Genomic DNA, 22,906 nt, shown 5'->3' with positions numbered 1-22,906 from the left:
CGGAAGCTGCCGGCGGCGACCCGCGCCTCCAGGTCGACGTGGGTGGCGGCGATCACCCGCACGTCGAGCCGCCGGACCCGGTTGGATCCGAGCGGCTCGACCTCCTGCTCCTGCAGCACCCGCAGCAGCTTGGCCTGCAGCGGCAGCGGCAGGTCGCCGATCTCGTCGAGGAACAGGGTGCCGCCGTCGGCCAGCTCGAACTTGCCGATCCGTGCGCGGCGTTCGGCGCCCGTGTAGGCGCCCGGCGCGGTGCCGAATAGCTCGGCCTCCACCAGGGTGTCGGGGATCGCCGCCACGTTGACCGCCACGAAGGGCCCCTGGGCGCGCGGCGAGAGGTTGTGGATGCCCTGGGCCAGCAGCTCCTTGCCGGTACCGGTCTCGCCGCGCAGCAGTAGCGTGGCGTCGAGCTGGGCGGCGCGTCGCGCCTGGCGCTTGACCTCGGCGGCGGCCGGGCTGGTACCGATGAAGCCGGCGATGCTGTAGCGCGCCCGGCGCGCCTGCAGCAGCTCGCGCTGGGTGGCGGCCAGCTGGTTCTGCAGCTGCCCGTACTTGGCGACCAGGGGCTTCAGGTACTGCGCCCGGTCGAGCAGGACGAAGCCGATGGCGCCGACCAGGGTGCCGTCCTCGTCGCGCAGGGGCAGGCGCGTGACCACGAAATGCTCGTCGCCGACGGCCATCAGATCGAGCAGGTGCGCCTGACCGCTTTCCGCCACCCGGCGCAGCAGACTGGCCGGGAGGATCTCCTCGATCTCCCGGCCGCGCACGCTGCGCGGATCGTCGATGCCCAGGCGAGCCGCGTACTTGTCGCTGAGCCAGACGATCCGCGCCTGGCGGTTGACCACGACGGTGCCCTCGCACTGGGCGTTCAGATGGTCGAACAGCAGCGGCATGGCCACTTCGCGGAAACGGTCGGGGGAGAGGCCGAGCAGCAGGCCGTTGTCGTCCAGATCGCTGCGGGTGATCGCCATTCCATGGCTCCTGAGGGTAGGGGGCAGGCGATTATGGGCAGCGCCCGCGGCTCACGGCAAGGAACCCCGGCCCGCCTGCCGGGTCGGTTCTGAAAAGGGCCCGCGCGGGGCCGTTGCGGAGGACTCTTCCATGGATTTGCTGCGCATCCTCGTCGCCATCCTGCTGCCGCCGCTCGGGGTGTTCCTGCAGGTCGGCTTCGCCGGGGCGTTCTGGCTGAACGTCTTGCTGACCCTGCTCGGTTATCTGCCCGGCATCATCCACGCGGTCTACATCATCGCCAGACGCTGAGGCCCGGCGGCTAGCGCACCCGCTTCTCGCTCTGCTCCAGCATCCATGCCACCACCTGCCGGCTGAGGGCATCGCCGGCCTGGCCGAAGGCGGCGACCACCGCGTCGAGCTTCTCGTCCTCGCTGGGCTGGCGCACCTCGAAGCTGCGGCTGGCCAGTACTTGCTGGCTGGAGCTCTGCACCAGACTGGCCTCGAGGCGGATCACCACCTGGGCTTCGCCGTCCACGTACTCGGTGTGGAAGCCGCGCAGGTCGCTGACCAGCTCCAGGTCGGTGTGCAGGCGCTGGTCGTCGCTGATGACGTTGGCCACCCGGCCGTCCTGGCGGAAGGCCTCGACCAGGCGGTCGCGCAGCAGGATCGGTGCCGCGTCGCTCCAGCGTGCGCCCTCGTAGCTGCTGACCCGGTTGTGCTTCGGCACCACCACGATGCGGCCGCTGCCGAGCATGCGGTCGGCCTGCGGCGTATCCACGACCAGTGTCTGCTCGAGTCGCGGCGAATCCGCCGGCGGGCGGTTCGCGGGGCTGCTCGGCAGACGGTAGATGTGGATGGGTTCGGCTTTCGGCAGCACCGAGCAGGCCGACAGCGGGCCGAGCAGGACGAGCAGAAGCGCGGCGCGCAGCGGCTGGGGAAGACTCATGGGTTGAACTCCTGCAACTTCTCCCGGCCGAGCAGGAAGCCGGACGGATTGTCTTCGAGATGCTGGGTGACCCGGCGCAGCGAGGCGAGGGTCGCGCGCAGCTCGCCGATGGCCGGGCCGAGGTCGGCGACCCCCTGCAGGCCGCTGTCCAGGGCCTTGTCGTTGTCCGCCAGCAGCTTGTCCAGACGCGAGGTCGAACGATCCAGGGCGGCCATCGAATGCTTCGCGCTGTTCATCAGGTCGCTACCGTGCTCGTCCAGCAGGCCGTTGGCGGTATGGGTCAGCTTGGTGATTTCCTCCATGGCCAGACCGGCCTGCTTGCCCAGGCTGTTCATGTGCTGGAGGGTCTGGCGGAATTCCTCGCGCTGGGAGGCGATGGCCTCGGTGGCCACCTCCAGGTGTTCGAGGGTATGGCTGAGATGATTGGTGTTCTCCGGCGAGAGAATCCGGTTGGCGCTGCTCAGCAGGTTGTTGAGGTTGCTCATCATGTCCTCGCCGTTGCCCAGCAGGGTGGTGAGCGGCGAGGGGTCGGCGACGATCAGGGGCGGGCCCCTGCGGCTCGTCAGCAGGGGGCTTTCCGGAGTGCCGCCATGCAGCTGGATGTTCATGTTGCCGGTGATGTTGGCCAGCGCCAGGCGTGCCTGGGTGTCCTGCTTGACCGGCGTGCCGGCGTAGACGCGGATCAGCGCGTGGACCTTGCGCGGGTCCTGGGGATCGAGCCAGAGCTGTTCGACGTTGCCGACGCGGATGCCGTTGTATTCCACTAGGCTGCCGGGCGCCAGACCGCTGACCGAGCTGTCGAACAGGATCTCGTAGTTGTCGAAGTCGCGGTCCAAGCTGGACTTGCCCAGCCAGAGGGCGAAGAGCAGGGCGCCGAGCACCGCGGCAACGGTGAACAGGCCGATCAGCACGTGATGCGCTCGGGTTTCCATCAGGGGGTCTCCTGCAATTCGGCGGCCTGCCTGGCCGCGCGGCCGCGCGGGCCGTGGAAGTATTCGCGGACCCAGGGGTCGTCGGTCTCGGCCACTACCTCCAGGCGGTCGGCCACCAGTACGCGCCGGTTCGCCAGCACCGCGACTCGGTCGCAGGCGGTGTAGAGGGTGTCCAGGTCGTGGGTGACCAGGCATACGCTGAGGCCGAGGGCGTCGCGCAGGGTCAGGATCAGCTGGTCGAAGGCCGCCGCGCCGATCGGGTCGAGGCCGGCGGTCGGCTCGTCGAGGAACAGCACTTCCGGGTCCAGGGCCAGGGCGCGGGCCAGGGCGGCGCGCTTGATCATGCCGCCGGAGAGCTCGGCCGGGTACTTGCCGGCGGCATCGCCCGGCAGCCCGGCCAGGGCCAGCTTGAGCCGGGCCAGGTGTTCGGCTTCGTGCCGGTCGAGGCCGACGTGCTCGATCAGCGGCAGGGCGACGTTCTCCGCCAGGTTCAGCGAGGTGAACAGCGCGCCCTGCTGGAACAGCACGCCGAAGCGCCGTTCCAGCCGCGAACGGCGCTCGGGGGGCAGGGTCAGCAGGTCCTCGCCGAACAGCTGTACGCTGCCGGCATCGGGCCGGCGCAGGCCGACGATGCTGCGCAGCAGCACCGACTTGCCGGTGCCCGAGCCGCCGACCACGCCGAGGATCTCGCCGCGGTAGATGTCCAGGTCGAGGTTCTCGTGGACCGTCTGCCGGCCGAAGCGGTTGACCAGCCCGCGCACCCGGATCAGCGGCTCCCTCGGCCGGTCTCCCGTCTGCGCGCTCACCAGTCCATCTCCATGAAGAACAGCGCGGCCAGGGCATCCAGCAGGATGACCATGAAGATCGACTGGACCACGCTGGAGGTGGTGTGCTCGCCCACCGACTCGGCGCTGCCGCCGGCCTTGAAGCCCTCCAGGCAGCCGATCACGGCGATCACGAAGGCGAACACCGGAGCCTTGCTCAGGCCGACCAGGAAGTGGCTGACGGGAACCTCGGTCTGCAGGATGTTGAAGAACTGGACCGGCGAGATGTCTAGGGCCAGGGTGCAGACCGCCAGGCCGCCGAGAATGCCGCTGAGCATGCCGATGAAGGTGAGGATCGGTAGGCTCACCAGCATCGCCAGCACTCGCGGCAGCACCAGCAGTTCGATGGGGCTGAGGCCGATGGCCCGCAGCGCGTCGATCTCCTCGTTGGCCTTCATCGAGCCGAGCTGCGCGGCGAAGGCGCTGGAGGTGCGGCCGGCGAGCAGGATGGCGCTGAGCAGCACGCCGAACTCGCGGAGAAAGGAGAAGGCCACCAGGTCGACGGTATAGATGGTGGCGCCGAAGTCGGCGAGCACCGTGGCGCCGAGGAAGGCCACCACCGCGCCGACCAGGAAGGTCAGCAGCGCGACGATGGGAATGGCGTTCAGTCCGGTCTGCTCGATCTGCGCGACCAGCGCGGTGACCCGCCAGCGGCGCGGGCGCGGCAGGGTCAACGCCAGGGTTTCCAAGGTCAGGCCGATGAAGCCGAGCAGCCGTCGCTGCTGCAGCCAGACGCCCTCGATCACCTGGCCGATGTGAGCCAGCTCGTCGATCAGGCTGGAGCGCTCCTTCTCCTCTTCGGGCTCGGCGGGCTTGGCCAGCGCTTCCGCCACCGTGTGCAGCAGGGCCAGTCGCTCGGCTGGCAGTTCGGGGGCCCATTGCTCGATGCTTCCGGCACGCTCGGTGCCGATCAGCTCCACCAGCAGGCCGGCACCGGCGGTGTCCAGGGCGCCGAGTTGCGCCAGCTCGATCGGGGTGGCCTTGCCGAGCTGCGGACGAATGCGCTGGACTTCCCGGCACAGCGCCGGGTAATGCTCCAGCGTCCAATCGCCGGCGATGTTCAGCCGGGCCGGCTGTCCCGTGCCCTGTAACCGCAGCTCGCCCGGCGTTGATGGAGTTGACTGCATCGATGGCCTGTCTGTGCTGTTACCTGTCATGGGGGAGGAAAGGTTCTTCTGCGCTTCGTTGCAGTCTACGCCTTCCGCAGCACGGTGGCATGGGGAACGACCGTACAACTATGGTCGGCGAGGAAGCGAAACCGGATGGGGGCGAAAACTGCCGGCCGCATGATAGCACCTGGCTATGTATCCATGGAGGCGCCCTCGGGCTAGGCTAGGGTCTGTTTTCCCGCCAAGGATCCCCCCATGCAAGAATTGCCCGTAACCCTGCAAGAACCGCTGGATGCCATCGAGATCCGCATTCTCGGCTGCCTGGTCGAGAAACAGGCGACCACCCCGGAAAGCTACCCGTTGACCCTCAACGCCCTGGTCCTCGCCTGCAACCAGAAGACCAGTCGCGATCCGCTGATGAACCTGAGCCCCGGCCAGGTCGGGCAGAGCCTGCGCCGGCTGGAGGGGCTCGGGCTGGTGCGTCTGGTCATGGGTAGCCGCGCCGACCGCTGGGAGCACCGGCTGGACAAGGCCCTGCAACTGACACCGCCGCAGTCGATCCTGATCGCCCTGCTGCTGTTGCGCGGGCCGCAGACCGTCGGCGAACTGTTGACCCGCTCGGGTCGCCTGCACGATTTCGAGGACGCCGACGAGCTGCAGCATCAGTTGGAGCGCCTGATCGGCCGGGAGCTGGTCTGCCGCCTTGAGCGCCAGCCGGGGCAGCGCGAGGAACGCTACACGCACCTGTTGGGGCGCCCGGAGGAACTGCAGGAATGGCTCGCGGCCCGCGCCGGTCAGGCCGAGGGGCAGGAAGGCAGTATGCAGGTTGCTGCGCGGATCGAGGCGCTCGAAGCCCGTATCGCGGCGCTGGAGGAGCGTCTGGCCAGGCTGGAAGGGGAGCGGGGAATTGACGAAGCGGAGAGCTGACTAGGCGAAGCGCGGAGATCCGCGAGGGCCTTAAAGCACAGAGGGGAGCCGTGGCTCCCCTCCAGTACTGCTGTGCTTTGTTTTTGTTCTCGTTCGGCCTGTTGTTGTTATTGTCGACCGTCACCTTATGGCCGGTGTGTGCCGGCCCCAGTCGGGGCCAAAAGCAAGCATATTTCTTTGGAAGCTGACGTTGCGGTGATCGTTCAGTGATCCAACCAATGCAGGCGCTACCTTGGGGTAGTTTTGTTCTTCTCGGACTGGTTACAGGGCGCGAGCCCCGATAAGCGCATCCTCTCCAAAAAAATCTGTTTGCTGCGTCTCTGCCGTGATTATCGTTGTTATGCCAGAGCCGTTACGTATTGTTGTTATGGGGTGTGTCGTTATTGTTGTTGTTGTGTCTATGACAAAGCAGTATGCATGCCAAAAATTAAAAAAACAATAAAATCAATAGGTTATGTTTTTATAGGGTTCCAGCTCCCACCTTGGCACAGAGGATATGTTTCCGTTCCACCCAGGTTGCGCTACCTGCGGGCCGGCGAGGGTAACAGTGGCCGTTTCCGGGGAAACGCCCGGGCGCTGTCCGTCATCGGGAACACGCGAACTTCATTGCCTCCCGGTTTCTCTACTGTTCTGAGGTCCCGCGCAGGGGCAAGAAGTCAGAGGGAGCCGCGGCATGACCGATTCCGCCTCCAGCGCCTGTCCGTCCAAAGAGCTCGGCGAATTCGACTGCCTGGTGGTGGGCGGTGGTCCGGCCGGCCTCACCGCCGGCATCTACCTGGCGCGTTTCCACCGGACCTGTCTGGTCGTCGACGCCGGCAGTAGCCGTGCGGCGCTGATACCGCGCTCGCGCAACTATCCGGGTTTCCCGCCCGGGATCGCCGGTCACGACTTACTGGCACGCCTGCGCGAGCAGTGCGCCGTCTGCAGCGTCCGGCAGGAGCAGGGGCTGGTCGAGGAACTGCAGCTGCATCCCCTGGGATTCCAGGCGCGCATCGGGGGGCGGGCCTGCGTCGCCCGGCGGGTGATACTGGCCACCGGCATCGAGGACAGCCTGCCGCGGATGGCCGATGCCGAAGCCGCCATCGCCGCCGGGGCCCTGCGCCTGTGCGTGATCTGCGACGGCTACGAGGTGAACGGGGACGCCGTGGCGGTCCTCGGCGAGGCGGAGGACGCCATCGGCCACGGGGTGTTCCTGCGCACCTTCAGCGACCGCGTCACGGTCATCTCCCAATCCGCCCGGCCGCCCGACGCTCGGGCGCTGGCCCTGGCCCGCCACCATGGCATAGAGGTCATCAGCGCCAAGCCGAAGAGCGTGCGCTTCGAACCCGGCCGGGGTATCGAGCTGACCACCGAGGACGGTCGGGTCCTGTGCTTCGATATCCTCTACCCCAACCTCGGGGCGCGGGTCCGCTCCGGGCTGGCGCGGCGGCTGGGCGCCCGCTGCGACGAGACGGGAGCGCTGTTGGTCGACCAGCACCAGCAGACCTCGGTCCCGGGGCTCTACGCCATCGGCGACGTGGTGGCGGGGCTCAATCAGATCAGCGTGGCGGTCGGGCAGGCCGCCCAGGCGGCGACGGCGGTGCACAACGGGCTGGAGGCGAACCCCTGGCTTCGCCCAACTGAGAAGGCCGTGCGCCGTCAACCGGGCGTCGAGGGATAGCCGTTACCGCGCGGGGTAACAGCCGTTCCATGCATCCGCGTCCGGATCTCAGCCGCGCAGCGGCCCGGCGTAGCGGGTATATCGTTCGATCAGTTGCGCCTCGCTCAGCCGCGGGGCCGGCCGGCGAACGCCGCTGAGTCCGCTGAGACGCTCGCCCAGCGCGCGGGTCTCCTCGACCAGCGAGGCCGCACAGGCTTCGAGCATGCAGGTCACGGCATCGGGCTGGCTGAGGCGGATGTCCACGGCCTGTTCGTCCCGCAGGCGGCGGCGCACCTTCTGCATGCACTCGAGTATCTCCCTGGTCAATTCCATCTGTTGTCTCCTTCGATCACCTATCTTCAGGCGGGAATGCGCCCGCCAGCCGGATCCGGAGTGCTCTCGACCGTGCGCGTCCCGGCGGTCAGGCTCCTTGCCGGGATTTAGCAACTCCCGTACCAGGGAAGAATCGGCCCGATTTCCACGGATCGCCCGAAGGAGGCCCCGGGTTCCTGCGCAGCGCCGGTGCCGCCTGCACCGGCGTGGCGCGGCCATGCGCCGGCCCTAGCGGCCGGCGTCCAGGCTCTTCCATTCGGGGATGTTCTCCAGCACGTCGCACAGCGCCTGGGCCGCGGCGGACAGTTTGTGGTCCGCCAGGCGCAGCAGGCCGATGGGCCGTTCGATCCGCGGCTCGTCCAGGGCCAGACAGCGGGCGCCGAGTTCCTCCATCTGGTCGCTGCACAGGGTCGGCACGGCGCTCACCCCCAGGCCGTTGGCCACCATGCGGCCGACGGTGACCAACTGGTGGCTCTCGAAGGCGACCGGCAGCTGCAGGCCGTGGCTGGCCAGACTTTCCTCGAGGAGCAGGCGGACCACCGAAGGCCGTTGCAGGGTGATGAAGCTCTCCTGCAGCAGTTCGCCCCAGCTCAGGCCCGAACGGTCGGCCAGCGCCGAGCCGGCCGGCACCACGGCGACGAAACGGTCGGTGTAGAAGGGGGTGAAGACCAGGCCTTCGACGGTCTCCGGCTCGAAGGCGATGCCCAGTTCGACCCGGCGGTTGCGCACCATCTCCAGCACCTGCTCGTTGATCACGTCGTGCACCGCCACGTTGACCCGCGGATGGCGACTGCGGAACGCCTTGAGCGCCAGGGGCAGCAGGTTGCCGGCGAAGGAGGGCATGGCGGCCACGGAGACCTTGCCCAGTTGCAGGGTGAAGTGCTGACGCAGCAGTTCCTCGGCGTTGTCCCAGTCGGCCAGCAGCCGGCGGGCGATCGGCATCAGGACCTCGCCCTCCGGGGTGAGGCCGACGCTGCGGGTGGTGCGGACCAGCAGGGGGCCGCCGAGGGAGTCCTCCAGGCTCTTGATCGCCAGGCTCAGGGCCGGCTGGGACAGATGCAGACGTTCGCAGGCCTGGGCGAAGCTCAGGGTCTGCGCCACGGCGAGGAAGGCGCGCAATTGCTTGACGGTCATTGTTCTATTTTTCTTATCAATGCATTGGAGAAACAAACTTAACAAATGAGTCGCAGGGGAAGAAGCTGTCAGCGCTCCACTCCAATAACGACAAGAGGCGCAACACCATGGCCGGACTCGACAAGCGCGTGGGCTCCTACGAAGAAGCCCTCGCCGGGCTCAGCGACAACATGACCATCCTCGCCGGCGGCTTCGGCCTGTGCGGCATTCCGGAAAACCTCATCAATGAGATCCGCCGCCGTGGCGTGCGGGGCCTGACGGTGGTCTCCAACAACTGCGGGGTCGACGGCTTCGGTCTCGGCGTGCTACTGGAGGACCGGCAGATCCGCAAGATGATCGCCTCCTACGTGGGCGAGAACGCCCTGTTCGAGCAGCAGCTCCTGAGCGGCGAGCTGGAGGTTGAGCTGACCCCGCAGGGCACCCTGGCCGAACGGATGCGCGCCGGCGGCGCCGGAATCCCCGCCTTCTACACTGCCACCGGTTACGGCACGCCGGTCGCCGAGGGCAAGGAAGCGCGCGAGTTCAACGGCCGCCATTACATCCTCGAGACCGCCATCATCGGCGACTTCGCCATCGTCAAGGGCTGGAAGGCCGACCACTTCGGCAACGTCGTCTACCGCCACACCGCGCAGAACTTCAACCCGCTGGCCGCCATGGCCGGGCGCGTCACCGTGGTGGAGGTGGAGGAAATCGTCGAGCCCGGCGCGCTCGAGCCCAGCCAGGTCCACACCCCGGGCATCTACGTGGATCGCATCATCCAGGGCCGCTTCGAGAAGCGCATCGAGAAGCGCACCCTGCGCGGCTGAGCCATTTCCGCGCCGCTCCCGACAAGACCGACAACAAGAGGACTACTGCCATGGCACTTTCCCGCGAACAGATGGCCCAGCGCGTCGCCCGCGAGCTGAGGGACGGCGATTACGTCAACCTGGGGATCGGCATTCCCACCCTGGTGGCCAACTACGTGCCCCCGGGCATCGACGTGATGCTGCAATCGGAGAACGGCCTGCTCGGCATGGGTGCCTTCCCCACCGAGGCCGAGGTAGACCCGGACATGATCAACGCCGGCAAGCAGACGGTGACCGCCCGGCCGGGCGCGGCCATTTTCGATTCGGCCGAGTCCTTCGCCATGATCCGCGGCGGCCACGTGGACCTGACCGTGCTCGGCGCCTTCGAGGTGGACGTGGAGGGCAACATCGCTTCCTGGATGATCCCCGGCAAGCTGGTCAAGGGCATGGGCGGGGCCATGGACCTGGTGGCCGGCGCCGACAACATCATCGTCACCATGACCCACGCTTCCAAGGACGGCGAGTCCAAGCTGCTGCCGCGCTGCAGCCTGCCGCTGACCGGCGTCGGCTGCATCCGCCGGGTGCTCACCGATCTCGCCTACCTGGAGATCCAGGACCGCTGCTTCGTGCTGCGCGAGCGGGCGCCGGGGGTGAGCGTCGAGGAGATCGTCGCCAAGACCGCGGGCCGGCTGATCGTCCCGGACGACGTGGTGGAAATGTCCTTCTGACATCCCGAGCCGAACGACAACAAGAATAGCGCGAGGTCGTCCCATGACCATGGATAGCGTCGATGTCCGTCAAGAGGCCACCCGGGTGGCCGAGAACCTGCAGGAAAGCCGCGCCGCCCGCTTCGCCATCGCCTGCGCCGCCTGGGCCGAGCGCTGGTTTCCCGACTCCTGGGTGTTCGCCGTGGTCGCCGTGCTGCTGGTCAGCCTGGCCGTGCTGGCCCTCGGCGCACCGCCCCAGGCCGCGGCCAAGGCCTTCGGCGACGGCTTCTGGAGCCTGATTCCCTTCACCATGCAGATGGCCTTCGTGGTCATCGGCGGCTACGTGGTGGCCAGCTCCGCGCCCGCCGCCCGGCTGATCGACCGGCTCGCCCGCCTGCCGCGCAACGGCCGCTCCGCGGTGTGCTGGGTGGCGTTGATCTCCATGCTCGCCTCGCTGCTCAACTGGGGCCTCAGCCTGGTGTTCGGCGGGCTCTTGGTGCGCGCCCTGGCCCGTCGCGAGGAGCTGCGCATGGACTACCGCGCCGCCGGCGCCGCGGCCTACCTGGGACTGGGCGCGGTGTGGGCGCTCGGCCTGTCGTCCTCGGCGGCGCAGCTGCAGGCCAACCCGGGCAGCCTGCCGCCGTCGATTCTGGCCATCACCGGCGTGATCCCCTTCACCGAGACCATCTTCCTCTGGCAGTCCGGGGCGATGCTGCTGGCTCTGCTGCTGGCGTCGCTGGCGGTCGCCCACGTCACCGCGCCGGGTGCCGGCAGCGCTCGGGATGCCCGGGCCTGCGGCATCGACCCGAGGCCGGCCGCACCGACGCAGGCCGGGCCGAGCCGGCCGGGGGAGTGGCTGGAGCACAGCCCGCTGCTGATCGTCCTGCTGGTACTGCTGGCCGGCGGCTGGTTGCTCAACGAGTTCTCGACCAAGCCGGCGATCCAGGCGATCTCCGGGCTCAACACCTACAACCTGCTGTTCCTGATGCTCGGCGCGCTGCTGCACTGGCGGCCGCGCAGCTTCCTCGATGCGGTGGCACGCGCGGTGCCGGCCACCACCGGCGTGCTGATCCAGTTCCCGCTGTACGGCTCGATCGCCGCGCTCATGACCACCGTCCAGGGCAGCGACGGCCAGAGCCTGACGCACCACCTCTCCAGTTTCTTCGTGCAGATCGCCTCCCACGACAGCTATGCGCTGCTGATGGGCGTGTATTCGGCCATCCTCGGCTTCTTCATCCCCTCCGGCGGCGGCAAGTGGATCATCGAGGCGCCCTACGTGATGCAGGTGGCCAACGACTTGCACTACCACCTGGGCTGGGCGGTGCAGATCTACAACGCCGCCGAGGCCCTGCCCAACCTGATCAACCCCTTCTACATGCTGCCGCTGCTCGGCGTGCTGGGCCTGAAGGCCCGCGACCTGATCGGCTTCTCCTTCGTCCAGCTGCTGGTGCACGTACCGCTGGTGCTGCTCCTGCTCTGGGCCCTGGGCGGCACCCTGGAGTATTCGCCGCCGCTCATGCCCTAGGGTGAACGGCGGCGGGGTTCAGTCGACGATGGCGCCGTCGACGATCGCCCGCAGCTCCTGGCGGATCGGGTAGGTGGAGGAGGGGATCAGCTGGGTCATGAACAGCACCAGCAGGTCCTCCACCGGGTCTACGAAGAAGCTGGTGCTGGCCAGGCCGCCCCAGCCGTATTCGCCGACCGAGCCGTTGATCTGCGACTTGGCCACGTCGGTGCGCACCGAGAAGCCGAGGCCGAAGCCGGTGCCCTCGAAGGTGGTCTCGCTGAAGGCGCCGACCGACAGCCCCGGCAGGTCGCGGTTGCCCGGCAGATGGTTCAGACGCATGAACTCCAGGGTCTTGCGGCCGATGATCCGCGCGCCGTCGAGGGCGCCGCCGTTGGCCAGGGCCTGGGCGAAGCGGTAGTAGTCGTCGATGCTGGACACCAGCCCGCCGCCGCCGTAGAGGCAGACGGCGGGGCGCAGGAAGCGGGAGGTGTGCGGGTCGTCCTGCAGGCGGAAGCCGCCGCCGTGGCGGTACTGGTAGCAGGCGGCGAAGCGTTCGGCCTTGTCCGCCGGCACCTGGAAGAAAGTGTCCCGCATGCCCAGCGGTTCGAAGATGTGCTCGGCGAAGTACTGGTCCAGCGACATGCCCGAGAGCAGCTGGATCAGATAGCCGACCACGTCGGTGGCCACCGAGTAGTTCCAGGCGGTGCCGGGCGAGAATTCCAGGGGCAGGCGCGACAGCTCGTCCACCATCTGCTCCAGGGTGATCTCCGGGTCGGTGTCCAGCTGCAGCGCCCGGTAGGCGGCGTCGACCTCGGTACGGTTCATGAAGCCGTAGGTCAGGCCGGCCTGGTGGGTCAGCAGGTCGCGGATCGTCATGGCGCGCCGGGTAGGCTCGGTGACGAACTGCGGATGGCTGCCGCTCTTGTAGACCCGCAGGCCCTTCCAGCTGGGGATGAAACGGTGCACCGGGTCGTCGAGCAGGAAGCGCCCCTGCTCGTACAGCTGCATGAGGGCGACGGAGGTGATCGGCTTGGTCATCGAGTAGATGCGGAACAGGGTGTCCCGCTCCACCGGCAGCCCGCGCTCGACGTCGCGCAGCCCCTGGGCCCTGACGTAGGCGATCCGCCCGCGCCGGGCCACCAGGGTCAGGGCGCCCGGCAGCTTGCCCGGGGCCAGATAGTTGCGCTCGATGTGTTCGCCGATGCGCTCCAGGCGCTCGACGTCCAGGCCGGCGATGAGGGAACTGGACATGGTTTTTCCTCCTTGATGCATGCGTGTTCGGACCGGCTCTCAGCGGGCCGGCGTGATCCGCCAGACGGTGTCGCCCACGTCGTCGGCCACCAGCAGCGCCCCGGCCTTGTCGACCTCCACGCCCACCGGGCGCCCATAGGCTTTGCCCTTCCTGTCGTCGACGAAGCCGGCGAGGACGTCCTCCGGCGGTCCGGCGGGGCGGCCCCAATCGTCGAAGGGCACGAAGATCACCTTGTAGCCGCTGCGCGGCCGGCGGTTCCAGGAACCGTGCTGGCCGATGAAGGCGCCGTTGCGGTAGCGCGCCGGTAGCAGGTCGGCCTGGTAGAAGGCGAGGTCGAGGCAGGCGGTGTGCGCGCCGAGAGCGTAGTCCGGCACCAGGGCCGTGGCCACCAGATCCGGGCGCGGCGGTTGGACGCGGGCATCGACGTGTTGGCCGAAGTAGCTGTAGGGCCAGCCGTAGAAGCCGCCGTCCTTGAGCGCAGTCATGTAGTCCGGCACCAGGTCGCTGCCGATCTCGTCGCGCTCGTTGACCACCACCCAGAGCGCGCCGCTTTTCGGCTGCCAGGCCAAGCCGTTGGGGTTGCGCAGGCCGGAGGCGAACAGACGGGTGGCGCCGCTGGCCGGATCGACTTCGAGGACCGCGGCGCGGTCGCGCTCTGCCTCGATGCCGTTTTCCGCCACGTTGCTGTTGGAGCCCACGGTGACGTAGAGCTTGCGGCCGTCGCGGCTGGCGATCAGGTCCTTGGTCCAGTGGTGGTTGATCGGCCCGGCCGGCAGGTCGGCCACCTTCTCCGGCCGGGCGTCGATCCGGGTGTCGCCCTCCCGGTAGGGGAAGCGGACGATGGCGTCGGTGTTGGCGACGTAGAGCCGGTCGCCGACCAGGGCCATGCCGAACGGCGAGTTGAGGTGCTCCAAGAGCGCAGTGCGGGTTTCCGCCACGCCGTCGCCGTCCGCGTCGCGCAGCAGGCTGATGCGGTTGGCGCTGGGCGCCCCGGCGCCGGCGCGGGTCATCACCTTCTTCATCACCCAGCCGCGGATGCCCTTGGCGTCCGCCGGCTTGGGCGGCGCGCCGGTCTCGGCGACCAGCACGTCGCCGTTGGGCAGCGCCAGCAGCGTGCGCGGATGCTCCAGGCCGCTGGCGAAGGCCTTCACCTGCAGGCCGTCGGCAGCCCTGGGCGTTCTGCCCGGCGGCCAGCCGACGGCCTTGGCGATGTGCACGGTCGGAATCAGGCTGTCGTTGGGCTCGGGTAGCAGCGGCCGGGGTCCGTAGCTGTCGCCGAGCGGGAGCCTGGCCGTGTCGCCGCAGCCGGCGAGGGCGAGCAGCACGCCGAGGAGCGGGGGAGGGAGCAAGCGCAGCATAGTCGGTCTCCGCAGGGGCATACCCTGGTATGACTCCCGCCGCGGCGAACGGTGCGCTTGCTCCGGCTGTTCAGTACAGAGGTTCGTCGTCGCGGATCAGCACGCAGCGTCTGCCCCGCTCGTCCTCGTGGCAGTCGTGGACGTAATACATCACCACCTCGCCCGACTCGGTCGTCGCCGCCACGTAGTCGCCGATCTCGGCCAGGAAGAAGGCACGCGAGCCGGGCCGGGCCGCGCATTCGACGAAGGCGTCGAAGAACAGCGCAGGGTCGGCATCGCCGAAGAACTCGGCGCGCGCCGGCTCGTCCCAGTCCGCAGGCGCTTGGAATGGCCCGTCGAAGAGGACCCTGGCGTCGCCCAGATCCTCTTCCTCGGCCTCCGGATCATGCTCGTCCGGCCGGTACAGCGTGCAGTCCTGCGCCTGCGCGCTGCCCAGGATCGCCAGCCGGGCGGCCATGCGCCGCTCCGGGTCCAGCCCTTCGGCGTCGCAGATCTGTCGCCACATCGCCTCCTGGGCGAGGGTCTGGTCGTTTTGCTGCATGGGAATCTCCGCTTGCTCGATCGTTGCCGGCTGGCATTGTCGCAGGCTACGGGCGGGCTGTCCCGCCCGGGCTCCGGCGGCGCCTCACGCGCCGACCGCGGCGTCGCGCCGGCCGGTATGGAAGACGTAACGGTTGCGGCCTCCCTCCTTGGCCCGGTACATCGCGGCATCGGCGCTCTGCACCAGGCGGGCGGCATCCTCGCCGTGCTCGGGATAGAGCGCGATGCCGATGCTGGAGCCGATGCGCACCTCATGGCCGTCGATCGGAAACGGCGACTGCAGGGCGTTCACCAGCTTCGCCGCGATGTTGCCCGCCGTCTCGGCGCCAGGGATGTCCTCGAGCAGGATCAGGAACTCGTCGCCGCCGAGACGGGCCACGGTGTCGCTGGCCCGCACGCTGTCCGTCAGGCGCCGGGCGACCGCCTGCAGCAGGTGGTCGCCGGCTGCGTGACCGAGGCTGTCGTTGACCTGCTTGAAGTAGTCCAGGTCGAGGAACAGGAGCGCCAGCCGGCTGCCCGTGCGCCGCGCCTTGAGCAGCGCCTGCTGCAGACGGTCCTGAACCAGCACGCGGTTGGGCAGGCCGGTCAGCCGGTCGTGGTAGGCCAGCTGATGGACGCGCGCCTCCTCTTCCTTGAACTTGGAGATATCGGCGAAGGCCGCCATGAAGTGATGGGCGTTGAGCTCTTCGTCGCAGACGGCCGCCAGCGACAAGCGGGCTATGAAGGTGCTGCCATCGGCGCGCCGGATGGGGGCTTCTCCCAGCCAGTGACCGCTGTCCGCGACCCGTGCCAGCAGGGAGTCGAACGGCACGTCGGAAGACTCGGCAGCCACCAGGGCGCCGAACGGGCGTCCGGCGAGGGCGGCCTCGTCGTATCCGGTCAGACAGCAGGCGGCGGGGTTGAGCGAGACCACCCGCTGCCCGGCATCCATCAGGACGATGCCTTCGTTGCTGCACTCGAACACGCTGGCGGCCAGCTCGAGATCCCGGGCCTGCGCCTCCAGACGCCGCGACAGCGGACGGATGACCTGCCAGGTCAGCAGGCCGCCGCCGGCGGCGAGCAGCAGGATGCCCAGCAGCGGCCAGAGCAGATCGGCGCGCGCAGCGGCATACAGGCGGTCGCGATCGATCAGCAGGCCGATGGCCCAGCCCGGGTGCCCGTCCAACCGGCGGATGAAGGCCAGCTGCCGTCCGTCCCTTCCCAGCGGCAGCGCGCTTTCCGTGTCGAGCCCGGCTCCCACGCGTGGCAGCAGACCGCGCAGCGGACAGGCGGCGGGGGCTTCGCTCAGGCCCAGCGCGGGCGTCTGCACGTGCATGACCTGGCCGCTGCCGAGGTGAATGAGATGGCTGTGCGTCGCCGGATGCAGGGGAATGGCATCCAGCCGGCCGGCGAGCTTCTCCAGTCGGAAGGCGGCGATGTCCGTGCCCAGGCGGCGGCCTTCGCGGGACAGGATGGGGGTGCCGATCAGCAGCGCGATTCGCCCGTCGAGCAGCACCGGAACCGAGCGTTCCGACCGCTGCCCGGAGGCAGCAGGTAGCGGCCAGAGTTCGGCGGGAATCCGTTCGCGCAGGCTGAGCACCGGTTCGCCGCGCGCGTCGAGACGGACCAGGCCGGCGATCTCCGGAGAGTGCACCAGCGCATCCTGCAGGCGCGGAGCGGAAAAGGCCCGCAGCTCGTCCAGGCCGATCTTGCCGTCGTCGTAGCGCTCCAACGCGTTGCGGATTTCCGAGCGCGAGCTGAGCTGCGCGGCCGTGTTCTCAAACCGGTCGAGCAGATTGTCGGCGGTCTGCGAGAGGAGCTGCGTGTCGAATGCCGTGCGCTGGTCGATTTCCTCGCGCAGGTGCTGGTACATCGGCAGGAGCGTGACCAGACCGACCAGGAGGGCGGTCAGCAGCAGTCCCCCCAGGGTGAATCGTTCGATGTGGCGCTGCAGGTGGATACGCGGTTGCCGCTCGGCGCCGACCGCGACAGGCTGCTTGTGCTGGAGCATTTGATAATCGGTCGTCAGTTCGCTGGTAGGGTGCCCGCGACGAGAAGCGCGGGCGCTCCGCCGGTCATTGCGGCATCACGTAGCCCTTTTCCTTCACCAGGCGGACGACGGCATCCACCACCTCGGGGTCGTAGAGCTTGCCTTTGCCCTGTTCCACCTCTTTCAGGGCGACCTCCAGCCCCAGCGCCGGACGATAGGGTCGGTGGGAAGCCATGGACTCGAGCACGTCGGCCACCGCCAGCACCCTGGCCTCGGGGAGGATCTCGTCGCCCTTGAGCCCCCGGGGGTAGCCGTGGCCATCCATCCGCTCGTGGTGCTGCCAGATCGCTTCGGCCACCGGCGCGGCGAACGGCACGTCCTTGAGGATCTCGTAGCCGGCCTGGGCGTGTCCCTTCATCAGCTCCATCTCCAGGGGCGTGAGGCGGCCGGGCTTGGTGAGGATTTCCGACGGCACGGCGATCTTGCCGATGTCGTGGACCAGGCCGATCATTTCCAGGTTATCGCAGCGCTCGGCCGACCAGCCCATCTCCCGGGCGATGGCGCTGGCGATCAGGCCCACCCGGCGCTCGTGGCCGGCGGTGTAGGGGTCGCGCAGCTCGACCATGTTGGATACCGCCCGCAGGGTTCCGTGCATCGAGCCTTCGAGCTGCTTCACGTAGGCGGCGATCTGTTCCTCCGCGCGCCGGCGTTCGGTGATGTCCTGGACCATGACGATGGCGGCGGGCAGACCGTCGTCCCAGGTGATGGTGGTGGCGTTCAGCCCCAGCTCGATGATCTCGCCGTTCTTGCGGCGCAGGGGCACATGGTATGCCACGTTGCGCTCGCCGGCCTCGACCCGGGTCCAGGCCTCGACGATCTGCGCCCGGTTGTCGGCATCGTCCGTGGTGAACTTCATGATCGGCTGCTCCAGCAACTCCTCGGCCGACCAGCCGGTCATCTTGCAGAAGCGCGGATTGACGTAGATGAAGCGGTCGTCGCGGCGGACGTACATGCCGCTGATGCTCTGCTCGACCATGTTGCGGAAACGCTGTTCGCTGTCGCGCAGGGCCTGCTCGCTGCGGCGGATCTCCGTCAGGTCGGTCCAGGCCAGGATGATGTCTTCGCCCACCATGGTCATGGTGGCGACCGCCACCCGCAGGCTGCCGTCCTTGCAGCGCAGCGTGCGCTCGGACAGGCTCACGGTCAGGCCGAGACGGGCCTTTTCCATGGCGCGGTTGAACAGCGTCTTGAACTTCTCCCGCTCGGCCTCCGATTCGTAGACCTGCTCGAACCAGCAGGCCTGGCCCGAGATATCCTTGAGCGGGTAGCCCAGCCACTGCCGATGGGCCAGGTTGATGCTGCTGATGTGAAAATCGACCGACGAGTGGATCTGCATGGGGACCGGCGCCGCGTCGAACACCTTCTGCAGGCGCTGGCCAGACTCGAGCACGCTCTGCTGGTAGGTCCTGGCCTCGACTTCGGTATCCAGCTTGTCCAGGGCGAAGCCGATCTGGTTGGCCATGTTCTGGAACAGGGCCTGCATCTGCGGGTCGGAAAAGCCTGCCTCGGCGGAATAGAAGGTCAGTGCCCCGACGGGCTTGCCCGCCCGGCGGATCGGCAGCGAGGCCGCGGACACCAGGTCGTAGCGCAGCAGCCGCTCCCGCCAGGGGTCCGAGCACGACTGCTCCCGGAAATCTTCCAGCCAGACCAGCCGGTTCTCGCGGATCGCCGTGCCCACCACTCCCTGACCCAGGGGCTCGTCCTCGCGCACCGAAACGTCGAGATTCTTCAGGAATTCTCCGGACTTCTCGCCGTAGGCGCTCAGCGGCATGACCTTGCCGGAAGCTTCTTCGACCAGCCCGATCCAGGCCAGGCGCATGCCGGCCGAGTCGACGACCACCTGGCAGATGCGCTCGAACAGGGCGCTGCGGGAGGTGCAGTGGACGATGGCGGCGTTGCATTCGCTCAGCGCCGCATACAGCCGGGCCAACTGCTGGATGCGCAGCACGCTCTGCATGCGTTCGGTGATGTCCGAGTGGGTGCCGATCATGCGCAGCGCCCGGCCGTCTTCGCGGCGCGTGATGACCATGCCGCGGTCGTGCACCCAGACGTAATGGCCGTCCTTGTGGCGCAGGCGGTATTCGCTCTCGTATTTCGGCGCTCTGCCGTCCACGCAGGACTGCAGGCGGGCGAGGGTCCGCGCCCTGTCGTCCGGGTGGATGCGCTTTTCCCACTCGTTCGGGGCGTCGCCGATGTCCTGCTCGGCATAACCGAGCATTTCCTTCCAGCGCCCGGAGTAGAACACCGATTTCCGCTCGACGTCCCAGTCCCAGACGCCGAGCCCGGAGCCGTCGAGGGCGAAGTTCCAGCGGTATTCGCTGTCGCGCAGCAGCTGTTCGTGCTGGCGGATGTCCCGGGTGAGCTTCCGGGCGAGGCGATGGGCCTGGTAGCGCGTGTTGAGCAGCGACCAGACCACCCGGGTCAGCAGGATGCTGATCAGCAGACAGCCGGCCAGTGTGATCCAGACCGTGCTGTAGTCGACCACCAGGGCGGCCGGGTCGCGCTCGAAGACCAGCAGCCAGTGATGATCGTTGAAGGCGATGCTGCGCTGCTGGCGGAAGATGGTGGGGGCGGTTTCCGTGGCGCCGGGCTGGCTGGCGTAAAGTCGGGCGTCGCCGGTCGGATTGAGGCCGTCGTAGATGGCGAGGTGGATGTCCCTGCCGAGCCGTTGTTGCCAGTCCTGGAGGATGCCGTTCATCAGATCGACCATCCGGTACGGGCTGTAGGACCAGCCGATCAGCGCGGCCTGGCGCTGATCGACGGTTTCCGTCGGCATGCCCTGGCGATAGATGGGCACGTACATGAGCACCCCGGGCTGGATGCCCGTATCGGTCTCCTGGACCAGCTCGACCTTGCCGGACAGGGCGGCGTTTCCGGTATCCCGCGCGTGGGCCATCGCCTCGTGCCGCACGGGTTCGGAAAACATGTCGAAGCCGAAGGCCCGCAGGTTGCGACCGTTGAAGGGCTCCAGATACACGATCGAGGAATAGACCTCCCGCTCGCCGTGCGGATGGACGTCATAGTCCGGGAAGCCTTCCCGGCGGACCTGTTCGACATGGGCGGCGAGCCGATCCGGCGGAATGAGCTGGGCGAAGCCGAAACCCAGGACGCCGGGCAGGATCAGTTCCGGTTTCAGGGTCTCCCAGTAGTGCCGCCAGTCGCTGCGAGTGACCTCCTCCGCGGTGGCGAAGAGCCCGGCGCCGCCGTGCAGGATCAGTTCCTGGGCGGCCAGGCGGTCGCGAATCTTCAGCGTGATCTGGTCGCTGGCGTAGGAAAACCCGTTCACGGCGTCCTGTTCGACGTCTTCCTTGACCTTCAGGCCGATCAGGGCCGTCGCCAGCAGTCCGGCACAGAGCGCCACCCAGGCCAACAGCGTTTTTTTTGTAGGAGTGTCTTGGTGCATAGGGGGACCGGGTGGAGGAGGGTGTCACGATGAGGTCGGCATAATGGCACGCCGGTAACAATGGCACGACCCGCGATCCGGGTGAAGGGTAAATCGTTTACCGGGAGTGCCTGCTTTCCGGTCAGGCCGGCGTGCTTTTTTGTAGTTATATTTTTGATATTGAGGGATATTTTGCGACAGGTGTCGCAAAACGAACAGCGTGTCCCGGCTTGATCCGGGCCAGGTCCGTTTCTGGTGAGTTATGCCATAGTGCCTCGTCGGTAGCGACGGGCATTCCCCGCAACCCTGTCGGCGCCACCTTCGGGCGCCGGTTTTTCAGCGTCAGGCGGTCATCTTGCCTGGTGGAGCGGTTCCAGCGGTCATCGTCCGTGTGTCCCCTGGTCGCGGTTATGCAAGAGTCTGAGTGCAGGGGGGCTGCTCGATGGAAGAACAAATCAAGAAATGGCAGCGGCGGACGGCTTCCCCGCGAGCCGCCGCGAAGCGCTTCCTGATCGGTTACCTGTGTTCCGCCGCGGTGCTCACGGCGGCGGTCAAGGGTGTGCTGGTGATGCACGCGAGCGCCGATCTCGCCGCTCTGAAGGCTCGCGAGGCGGCCAAGGTCGCCATCGCCGGCAACATCCTCGAGCGACGCCTCGAGATCGTCGCCGCCGATCTCCGGGTCCTTGCCCACACCTCGATGGTCGAGTCGCTGGCCGGCCACGACGATGCCCAGCATCGCGAGCGCACGGCCAGGCTCTTCAGCATCTTTTCCCGGGAGAAGCAGATCTACGACCAGATCCGCTACCTGAATGCCGCCGGGAAGGAGGTGGTGCGGGTCGATCTGGAGGACGGCAAGCCGGTGGTGGTGCCCGACGCGCAGCTGCAGGACAAGAGCGGACGCTACTTCTTCCAGGACGCCATACGCCTGCAGCCGGGGGAGATCTACGTGTCGCCGTTCGACCTCAGCGTGGAGAACGGCCGGATTGTGGTCCCCTACAAGCCCATGGTGCGCCTCGCCACGCCGGTGTTCGACGAGGCCGGGGAACATCATGGCGTCATGCTGCTCAACCTGCGCGGCGACATGCTGCTGGATCGTTTCCGCCAGCTCATGGGCACGGAATACGCGGCCATGCTGCTCAATCGGGACGGCGACTGGCTGGTGGCGCCCGACCCGTCCCTCGAATGGGGCTTTATGTTCGGGCGTCCCCAGGGCTTCGCGCGCAGCCATCCGGCCGTCTGGCAGGCCGTCACCTCGATGCCCAGGGGCAGCTGGCTGGACGAGGCGGGCCTGTTCACCTATGCCACAGTCTTCCCGTTGCAGGGCCGACAGCGCTCGGCGACGGGGTCGCCGCTACCCGTGGGGGCGAGCGAACACGAGCTCGACGCCGCCTCCTACTTCTGGAAGGTCGTGTCCCAGGTGCCGGCCAAGGCCCTGCCGTCGGCCGACATATTCGCCGGCCCGCTCTCGACTGCCGTGTATGCCGGGGGCCTGATCGTCCTGCTGGTGCTGGCCGGGTATCTGTCGTACGTCGTCGGCTCCCGCCATCGCTTGCATCTGGAAGTGCTGCAGAATGCCAAGCGATTCAAGGAAATCACCGACAATCTCGGCGAAGGACTCCTCGTGCTCGACCGCGACGGACGCATCGTCGAGGCCAATCCCGAGGCGGAGAAACTGCTCGGCAGGAGCCGCCGCGAGCTGGCGGGGCAGGACGCGCACGCCGCCATCCATCATCCGCCGGAGCACGGCGTTCCCCTGGAGCAGTGCGCCATCCGCAAGGTCGCCATTTCCGGGGTTCCGTACCGTAGCGAGGACGAAGCGTTCATCCGCAAGGATGGTACGCAGTTCCCAGTGGGGCTGAGCGCGGCGCCCCTCACCTGCGAAGGCGACATCGTCGGCTCGGTGGTGGCCTTCCGCGATATCACCGAGATCAAGCGGCAGCAGGAAGAGATACGGCAACTGGCCTACCACGACACGCTCACCGGGCTGCCCAATCGCCGCATGCTGACAGACCATCTCGATCTGGCGCTCGGTCTGGCCCGGCGGTATCGGCGCAGTCTGGCGCTTCTGTTCCTCGATCTCGACCACTTCAAGCAGATCAACGACACCTACGGGCACGAGGGCGGCGATGAACTGCTCAAGGGCCTCTCCGCGCGGCTGTGCCAGGTCGTGCGCCAGACCGACACCATTTCCCGGCAGGGAGGCGACGAGTTCGTCATCCTGCTGGCCGAGATCGAAGCGCCGGAGGATGCGGCTTTCACCGCCCGCAAGATCCTTCGGGTGCTGAGCGAGCCCTTACCGGTGATGGGGCGGCTGCTGCCGATCGGCGTCAGCATCGGGATCGCCGTCTACCCCGACGATGCGGACACGGCCGATGCGCTGATGCAGAAGGCCGACTCCGCGATGTACGCCGCCAAGCAGGCCGGCCGCAATCGCTACTGCCTGAGCGGAGCGGCCCCGCGGACCCTCGACGACGCGGACATGCCGGAAGGGTGAGGCGAGGCCGGCCGATCGGGGAGGCGGTGGTAAGGGGGCAAGTGCTCACGGGCGGTTCGG

Annotated in this window: 19 protein-coding genes; 7 read left to right on the top strand and 12 right to left on the bottom strand. The window is 67.9% G+C overall.

Annotated elements, in window-relative coordinates; all coding sequences use genetic code 11:
* A partial coding sequence (locus tag ACFOJE_RS07320; protein WP_377813651.1) for a sigma 54-interacting transcriptional regulator occupies positions 1–968 on the bottom strand: 968 nt, incomplete at its 3' end.
* Positions 969–1,098: 130 nt separating this feature from the next.
* Between ACFOJE_RS07320 and ACFOJE_RS07315 the strand changes: the two genes are divergently transcribed.
* Entirely contained in the window at positions 1,099–1,257 is a 159-nt protein-coding gene (locus ACFOJE_RS07315; protein WP_377813649.1) for a YqaE/Pmp3 family membrane protein, read from the top strand.
* A 10-nt stretch (positions 1,258–1,267) separates the two neighbouring features.
* On the opposite strand, the gene ACFOJE_RS07310 is transcribed toward ACFOJE_RS07315, so the two are convergent.
* Genes ACFOJE_RS07310 through ACFOJE_RS07295 form a run of 4 tightly spaced genes read right to left on the bottom strand, consistent with a single transcriptional unit; the run spans position 1,268 to position 4,777 of the window.
* Complete coding sequence (locus tag ACFOJE_RS07310; protein ID WP_377813648.1) at positions 1,268–1,894, bottom strand: ABC-type transport auxiliary lipoprotein family protein; 627 nt, start codon at positions 1,892–1,894, stop codon at positions 1,268–1,270.
* Entirely contained in the window at positions 1,891–2,826 is a 936-nt protein-coding gene (locus ACFOJE_RS07305) for an MlaD family protein (protein WP_377813647.1), read from the bottom strand. Before ACFOJE_RS07305 ends, ACFOJE_RS07310 begins: the two co-directional genes overlap by 4 nt.
* Positions 2,826–3,632 (bottom strand): ABC transporter ATP-binding protein, encoded by an 807-nt coding sequence (locus tag ACFOJE_RS07300; protein ID WP_377813646.1) that lies wholly within the window; start codon positions 3,630–3,632, stop codon positions 2,826–2,828. Before ACFOJE_RS07300 ends, ACFOJE_RS07305 begins: the two co-directional genes overlap by 1 nt.
* Complete coding sequence (locus tag ACFOJE_RS07295; protein ID WP_377813645.1) at positions 3,629–4,777, bottom strand: MlaE family ABC transporter permease; 1,149 nt, start codon at positions 4,775–4,777, stop codon at positions 3,629–3,631. Before ACFOJE_RS07295 ends, ACFOJE_RS07300 begins: the two co-directional genes overlap by 4 nt.
* Positions 4,778–5,014: 237 nt before the next feature.
* Here ACFOJE_RS07295 and ACFOJE_RS07290 point away from each other — a divergent pair, with 237 nt between their 5' ends.
* Together ACFOJE_RS07290 and ACFOJE_RS07285 are read left to right on the top strand one after the other, a co-directional pair.
* Positions 5,015–5,686: a YceH family protein gene (locus ACFOJE_RS07290; protein ID WP_377813644.1), complete on the top strand. Its 672-nt coding sequence runs from the start codon at positions 5,015–5,017 to the stop codon at positions 5,684–5,686.
* Between the two features lie 673 nt (positions 5,687–6,359).
* Positions 6,360–7,346 (top strand): NAD(P)/FAD-dependent oxidoreductase, encoded by a 987-nt coding sequence (locus tag ACFOJE_RS07285; protein WP_377813643.1) that lies wholly within the window; start codon positions 6,360–6,362, stop codon positions 7,344–7,346.
* Positions 7,347–7,394: 48 nt separating this feature from the next.
* Here ACFOJE_RS07285 and ACFOJE_RS07280 read toward each other — a convergent pair whose 3' ends face one another.
* Both ACFOJE_RS07280 and ACFOJE_RS07275 read right to left on the bottom strand, forming a co-directional pair.
* Positions 7,395–7,658 (bottom strand): hypothetical protein, encoded by a 264-nt coding sequence (locus tag ACFOJE_RS07280; RefSeq protein WP_377813642.1) that lies wholly within the window; start codon positions 7,656–7,658, stop codon positions 7,395–7,397.
* Between the two features lie 228 nt (positions 7,659–7,886).
* Positions 7,887–8,792 carry a LysR family transcriptional regulator gene (locus tag ACFOJE_RS07275; RefSeq protein ID WP_377813641.1) on the bottom strand — a complete coding sequence of 302 codons (906 nt, stop codon included), beginning with the start codon at positions 8,790–8,792 and terminating at the stop codon, positions 7,887–7,889.
* Between the two features lie 107 nt (positions 8,793–8,899).
* Between ACFOJE_RS07275 and ACFOJE_RS07270 the strand changes: the two genes are divergently transcribed.
* Genes ACFOJE_RS07270 through ACFOJE_RS07260 form a run of 3 tightly spaced genes read left to right on the top strand, consistent with a single transcriptional unit; the run spans position 8,900 to position 11,809 of the window.
* Entirely contained in the window at positions 8,900–9,598 is a 699-nt protein-coding gene (locus tag ACFOJE_RS07270) for a CoA transferase subunit A (RefSeq protein WP_377813640.1), read from the top strand.
* A 50-nt stretch (positions 9,599–9,648) separates the two neighbouring features.
* Positions 9,649–10,305, top strand: coding sequence for a CoA transferase subunit B (locus tag ACFOJE_RS07265; RefSeq protein WP_377813639.1), 657 nt, complete (start codon positions 9,649–9,651; stop codon positions 10,303–10,305).
* A gap of 49 nt (positions 10,306–10,354) precedes the next feature.
* Entirely contained in the window at positions 10,355–11,809 is a 1,455-nt protein-coding gene (locus tag ACFOJE_RS07260) for a short-chain fatty acid transporter (protein WP_377813885.1), read from the top strand.
* An 18-nt stretch (positions 11,810–11,827) separates the two neighbouring features.
* On the opposite strand, the gene ACFOJE_RS07255 is transcribed toward ACFOJE_RS07260, so the two are convergent.
* The 5 genes from ACFOJE_RS07255 to ACFOJE_RS07235 form a co-directional block, all read right to left on the bottom strand.
* Positions 11,828–13,042, bottom strand: a complete 1,215-nt coding sequence (locus ACFOJE_RS07255) for a serine hydrolase domain-containing protein (RefSeq protein ID WP_377813638.1) — start codon at positions 13,040–13,042, stop codon at positions 11,828–11,830.
* A 39-nt stretch (positions 13,043–13,081) separates the two neighbouring features.
* Complete coding sequence (locus ACFOJE_RS07250) at positions 13,082–14,401, bottom strand: PQQ-dependent sugar dehydrogenase (RefSeq protein ID WP_377813637.1); 1,320 nt, start codon at positions 14,399–14,401, stop codon at positions 13,082–13,084.
* Positions 14,402–14,471: 70 nt separating this feature from the next.
* Positions 14,472–14,906, bottom strand: a complete 435-nt coding sequence (locus ACFOJE_RS07245) for a hypothetical protein (RefSeq protein ID WP_377813884.1) — start codon at positions 14,904–14,906, stop codon at positions 14,472–14,474.
* A 120-nt stretch (positions 14,907–15,026) separates the two neighbouring features.
* The gene (locus ACFOJE_RS07240) at positions 15,027–16,931 is read right to left on the bottom strand and encodes a diguanylate cyclase domain-containing protein (RefSeq protein WP_377813636.1); all 1,905 of its coding nucleotides are present in this window, start codon (positions 16,929–16,931) and stop codon (positions 15,027–15,029) included.
* Between the two features lie 64 nt (positions 16,932–16,995).
* The gene (locus ACFOJE_RS07235; RefSeq protein WP_377813883.1) at positions 16,996–20,331 is read right to left on the bottom strand and encodes a CHASE domain-containing protein; all 3,336 of its coding nucleotides are present in this window, start codon (positions 20,329–20,331) and stop codon (positions 16,996–16,998) included.
* A gap of 463 nt (positions 20,332–20,794) precedes the next feature.
* On the opposite strand from ACFOJE_RS07235, the gene ACFOJE_RS07230 reads away from it, so the two are divergent.
* Positions 20,795–22,846, top strand: coding sequence for a diguanylate cyclase domain-containing protein (locus ACFOJE_RS07230; RefSeq protein ID WP_377813635.1), 2,052 nt, complete (start codon positions 20,795–20,797; stop codon positions 22,844–22,846).
* Positions 22,847–22,906: the final 60 nt, after the last annotated feature.

Source organism: Azotobacter bryophylli (genome assembly GCF_042643485.1).
Taxonomy (GTDB): Bacteria; Pseudomonadota; Gammaproteobacteria; order Pseudomonadales; family Pseudomonadaceae; genus Azotobacter; species Azotobacter bryophylli.
This window is presented reverse-complemented; position numbering and strand designations above follow the sequence as displayed.

Coding starts and splice junctions, on each gene's coding strand:
- ACFOJE_RS07315 (WP_377813649.1), top strand. CDS start 1,099: ATGGATTTGCTGCGCATCCTCGTCGCCATCCTGCTGCCGCCGCTCGGG.
- ACFOJE_RS07310 (WP_377813648.1), bottom strand. CDS start 1,894: ATGAGTCTTCCCCAGCCGCTGCGCGCCGCGCTTCTGCTCGTCCTGCTC.
- ACFOJE_RS07305 (WP_377813647.1), bottom strand. CDS start 2,826: ATGGAAACCCGAGCGCATCACGTGCTGATCGGCCTGTTCACCGTTGCC.
- ACFOJE_RS07295 (WP_377813645.1), bottom strand. CDS start 4,777: ATGCAGTCAACTCCATCAACGCCGGGCGAGCTGCGGTTACAGGGCACG.
- ACFOJE_RS07290 (WP_377813644.1), top strand. CDS start 5,015: ATGCAAGAATTGCCCGTAACCCTGCAAGAACCGCTGGATGCCATCGAG.
- ACFOJE_RS07285 (WP_377813643.1), top strand. CDS start 6,360: ATGACCGATTCCGCCTCCAGCGCCTGTCCGTCCAAAGAGCTCGGCGAA.
- ACFOJE_RS07280 (WP_377813642.1), bottom strand. CDS start 7,658: ATGGAATTGACCAGGGAGATACTCGAGTGCATGCAGAAGGTGCGCCGC.
- ACFOJE_RS07275 (WP_377813641.1), bottom strand. CDS start 8,792: ATGACCGTCAAGCAATTGCGCGCCTTCCTCGCCGTGGCGCAGACCCTG.
- ACFOJE_RS07270 (WP_377813640.1), top strand. CDS start 8,900: ATGGCCGGACTCGACAAGCGCGTGGGCTCCTACGAAGAAGCCCTCGCC.
- ACFOJE_RS07265 (WP_377813639.1), top strand. CDS start 9,649: ATGGCACTTTCCCGCGAACAGATGGCCCAGCGCGTCGCCCGCGAGCTG.
- ACFOJE_RS07260 (WP_377813885.1), top strand. CDS start 10,355: ATGGATAGCGTCGATGTCCGTCAAGAGGCCACCCGGGTGGCCGAGAAC.
- ACFOJE_RS07255 (WP_377813638.1), bottom strand. CDS start 13,042: ATGTCCAGTTCCCTCATCGCCGGCCTGGACGTCGAGCGCCTGGAGCGC.
- ACFOJE_RS07250 (WP_377813637.1), bottom strand. CDS start 14,401: ATGCTGCGCTTGCTCCCTCCCCCGCTCCTCGGCGTGCTGCTCGCCCTC.
- ACFOJE_RS07245 (WP_377813884.1), bottom strand. CDS start 14,906: ATGTGGCGACAGATCTGCGACGCCGAAGGGCTGGACCCGGAGCGGCGC.
- ACFOJE_RS07240 (WP_377813636.1), bottom strand. CDS start 16,931: ATGCTCCAGCACAAGCAGCCTGTCGCGGTCGGCGCCGAGCGGCAACCG.
- ACFOJE_RS07230 (WP_377813635.1), top strand. CDS start 20,795: ATGGAAGAACAAATCAAGAAATGGCAGCGGCGGACGGCTTCCCCGCGA.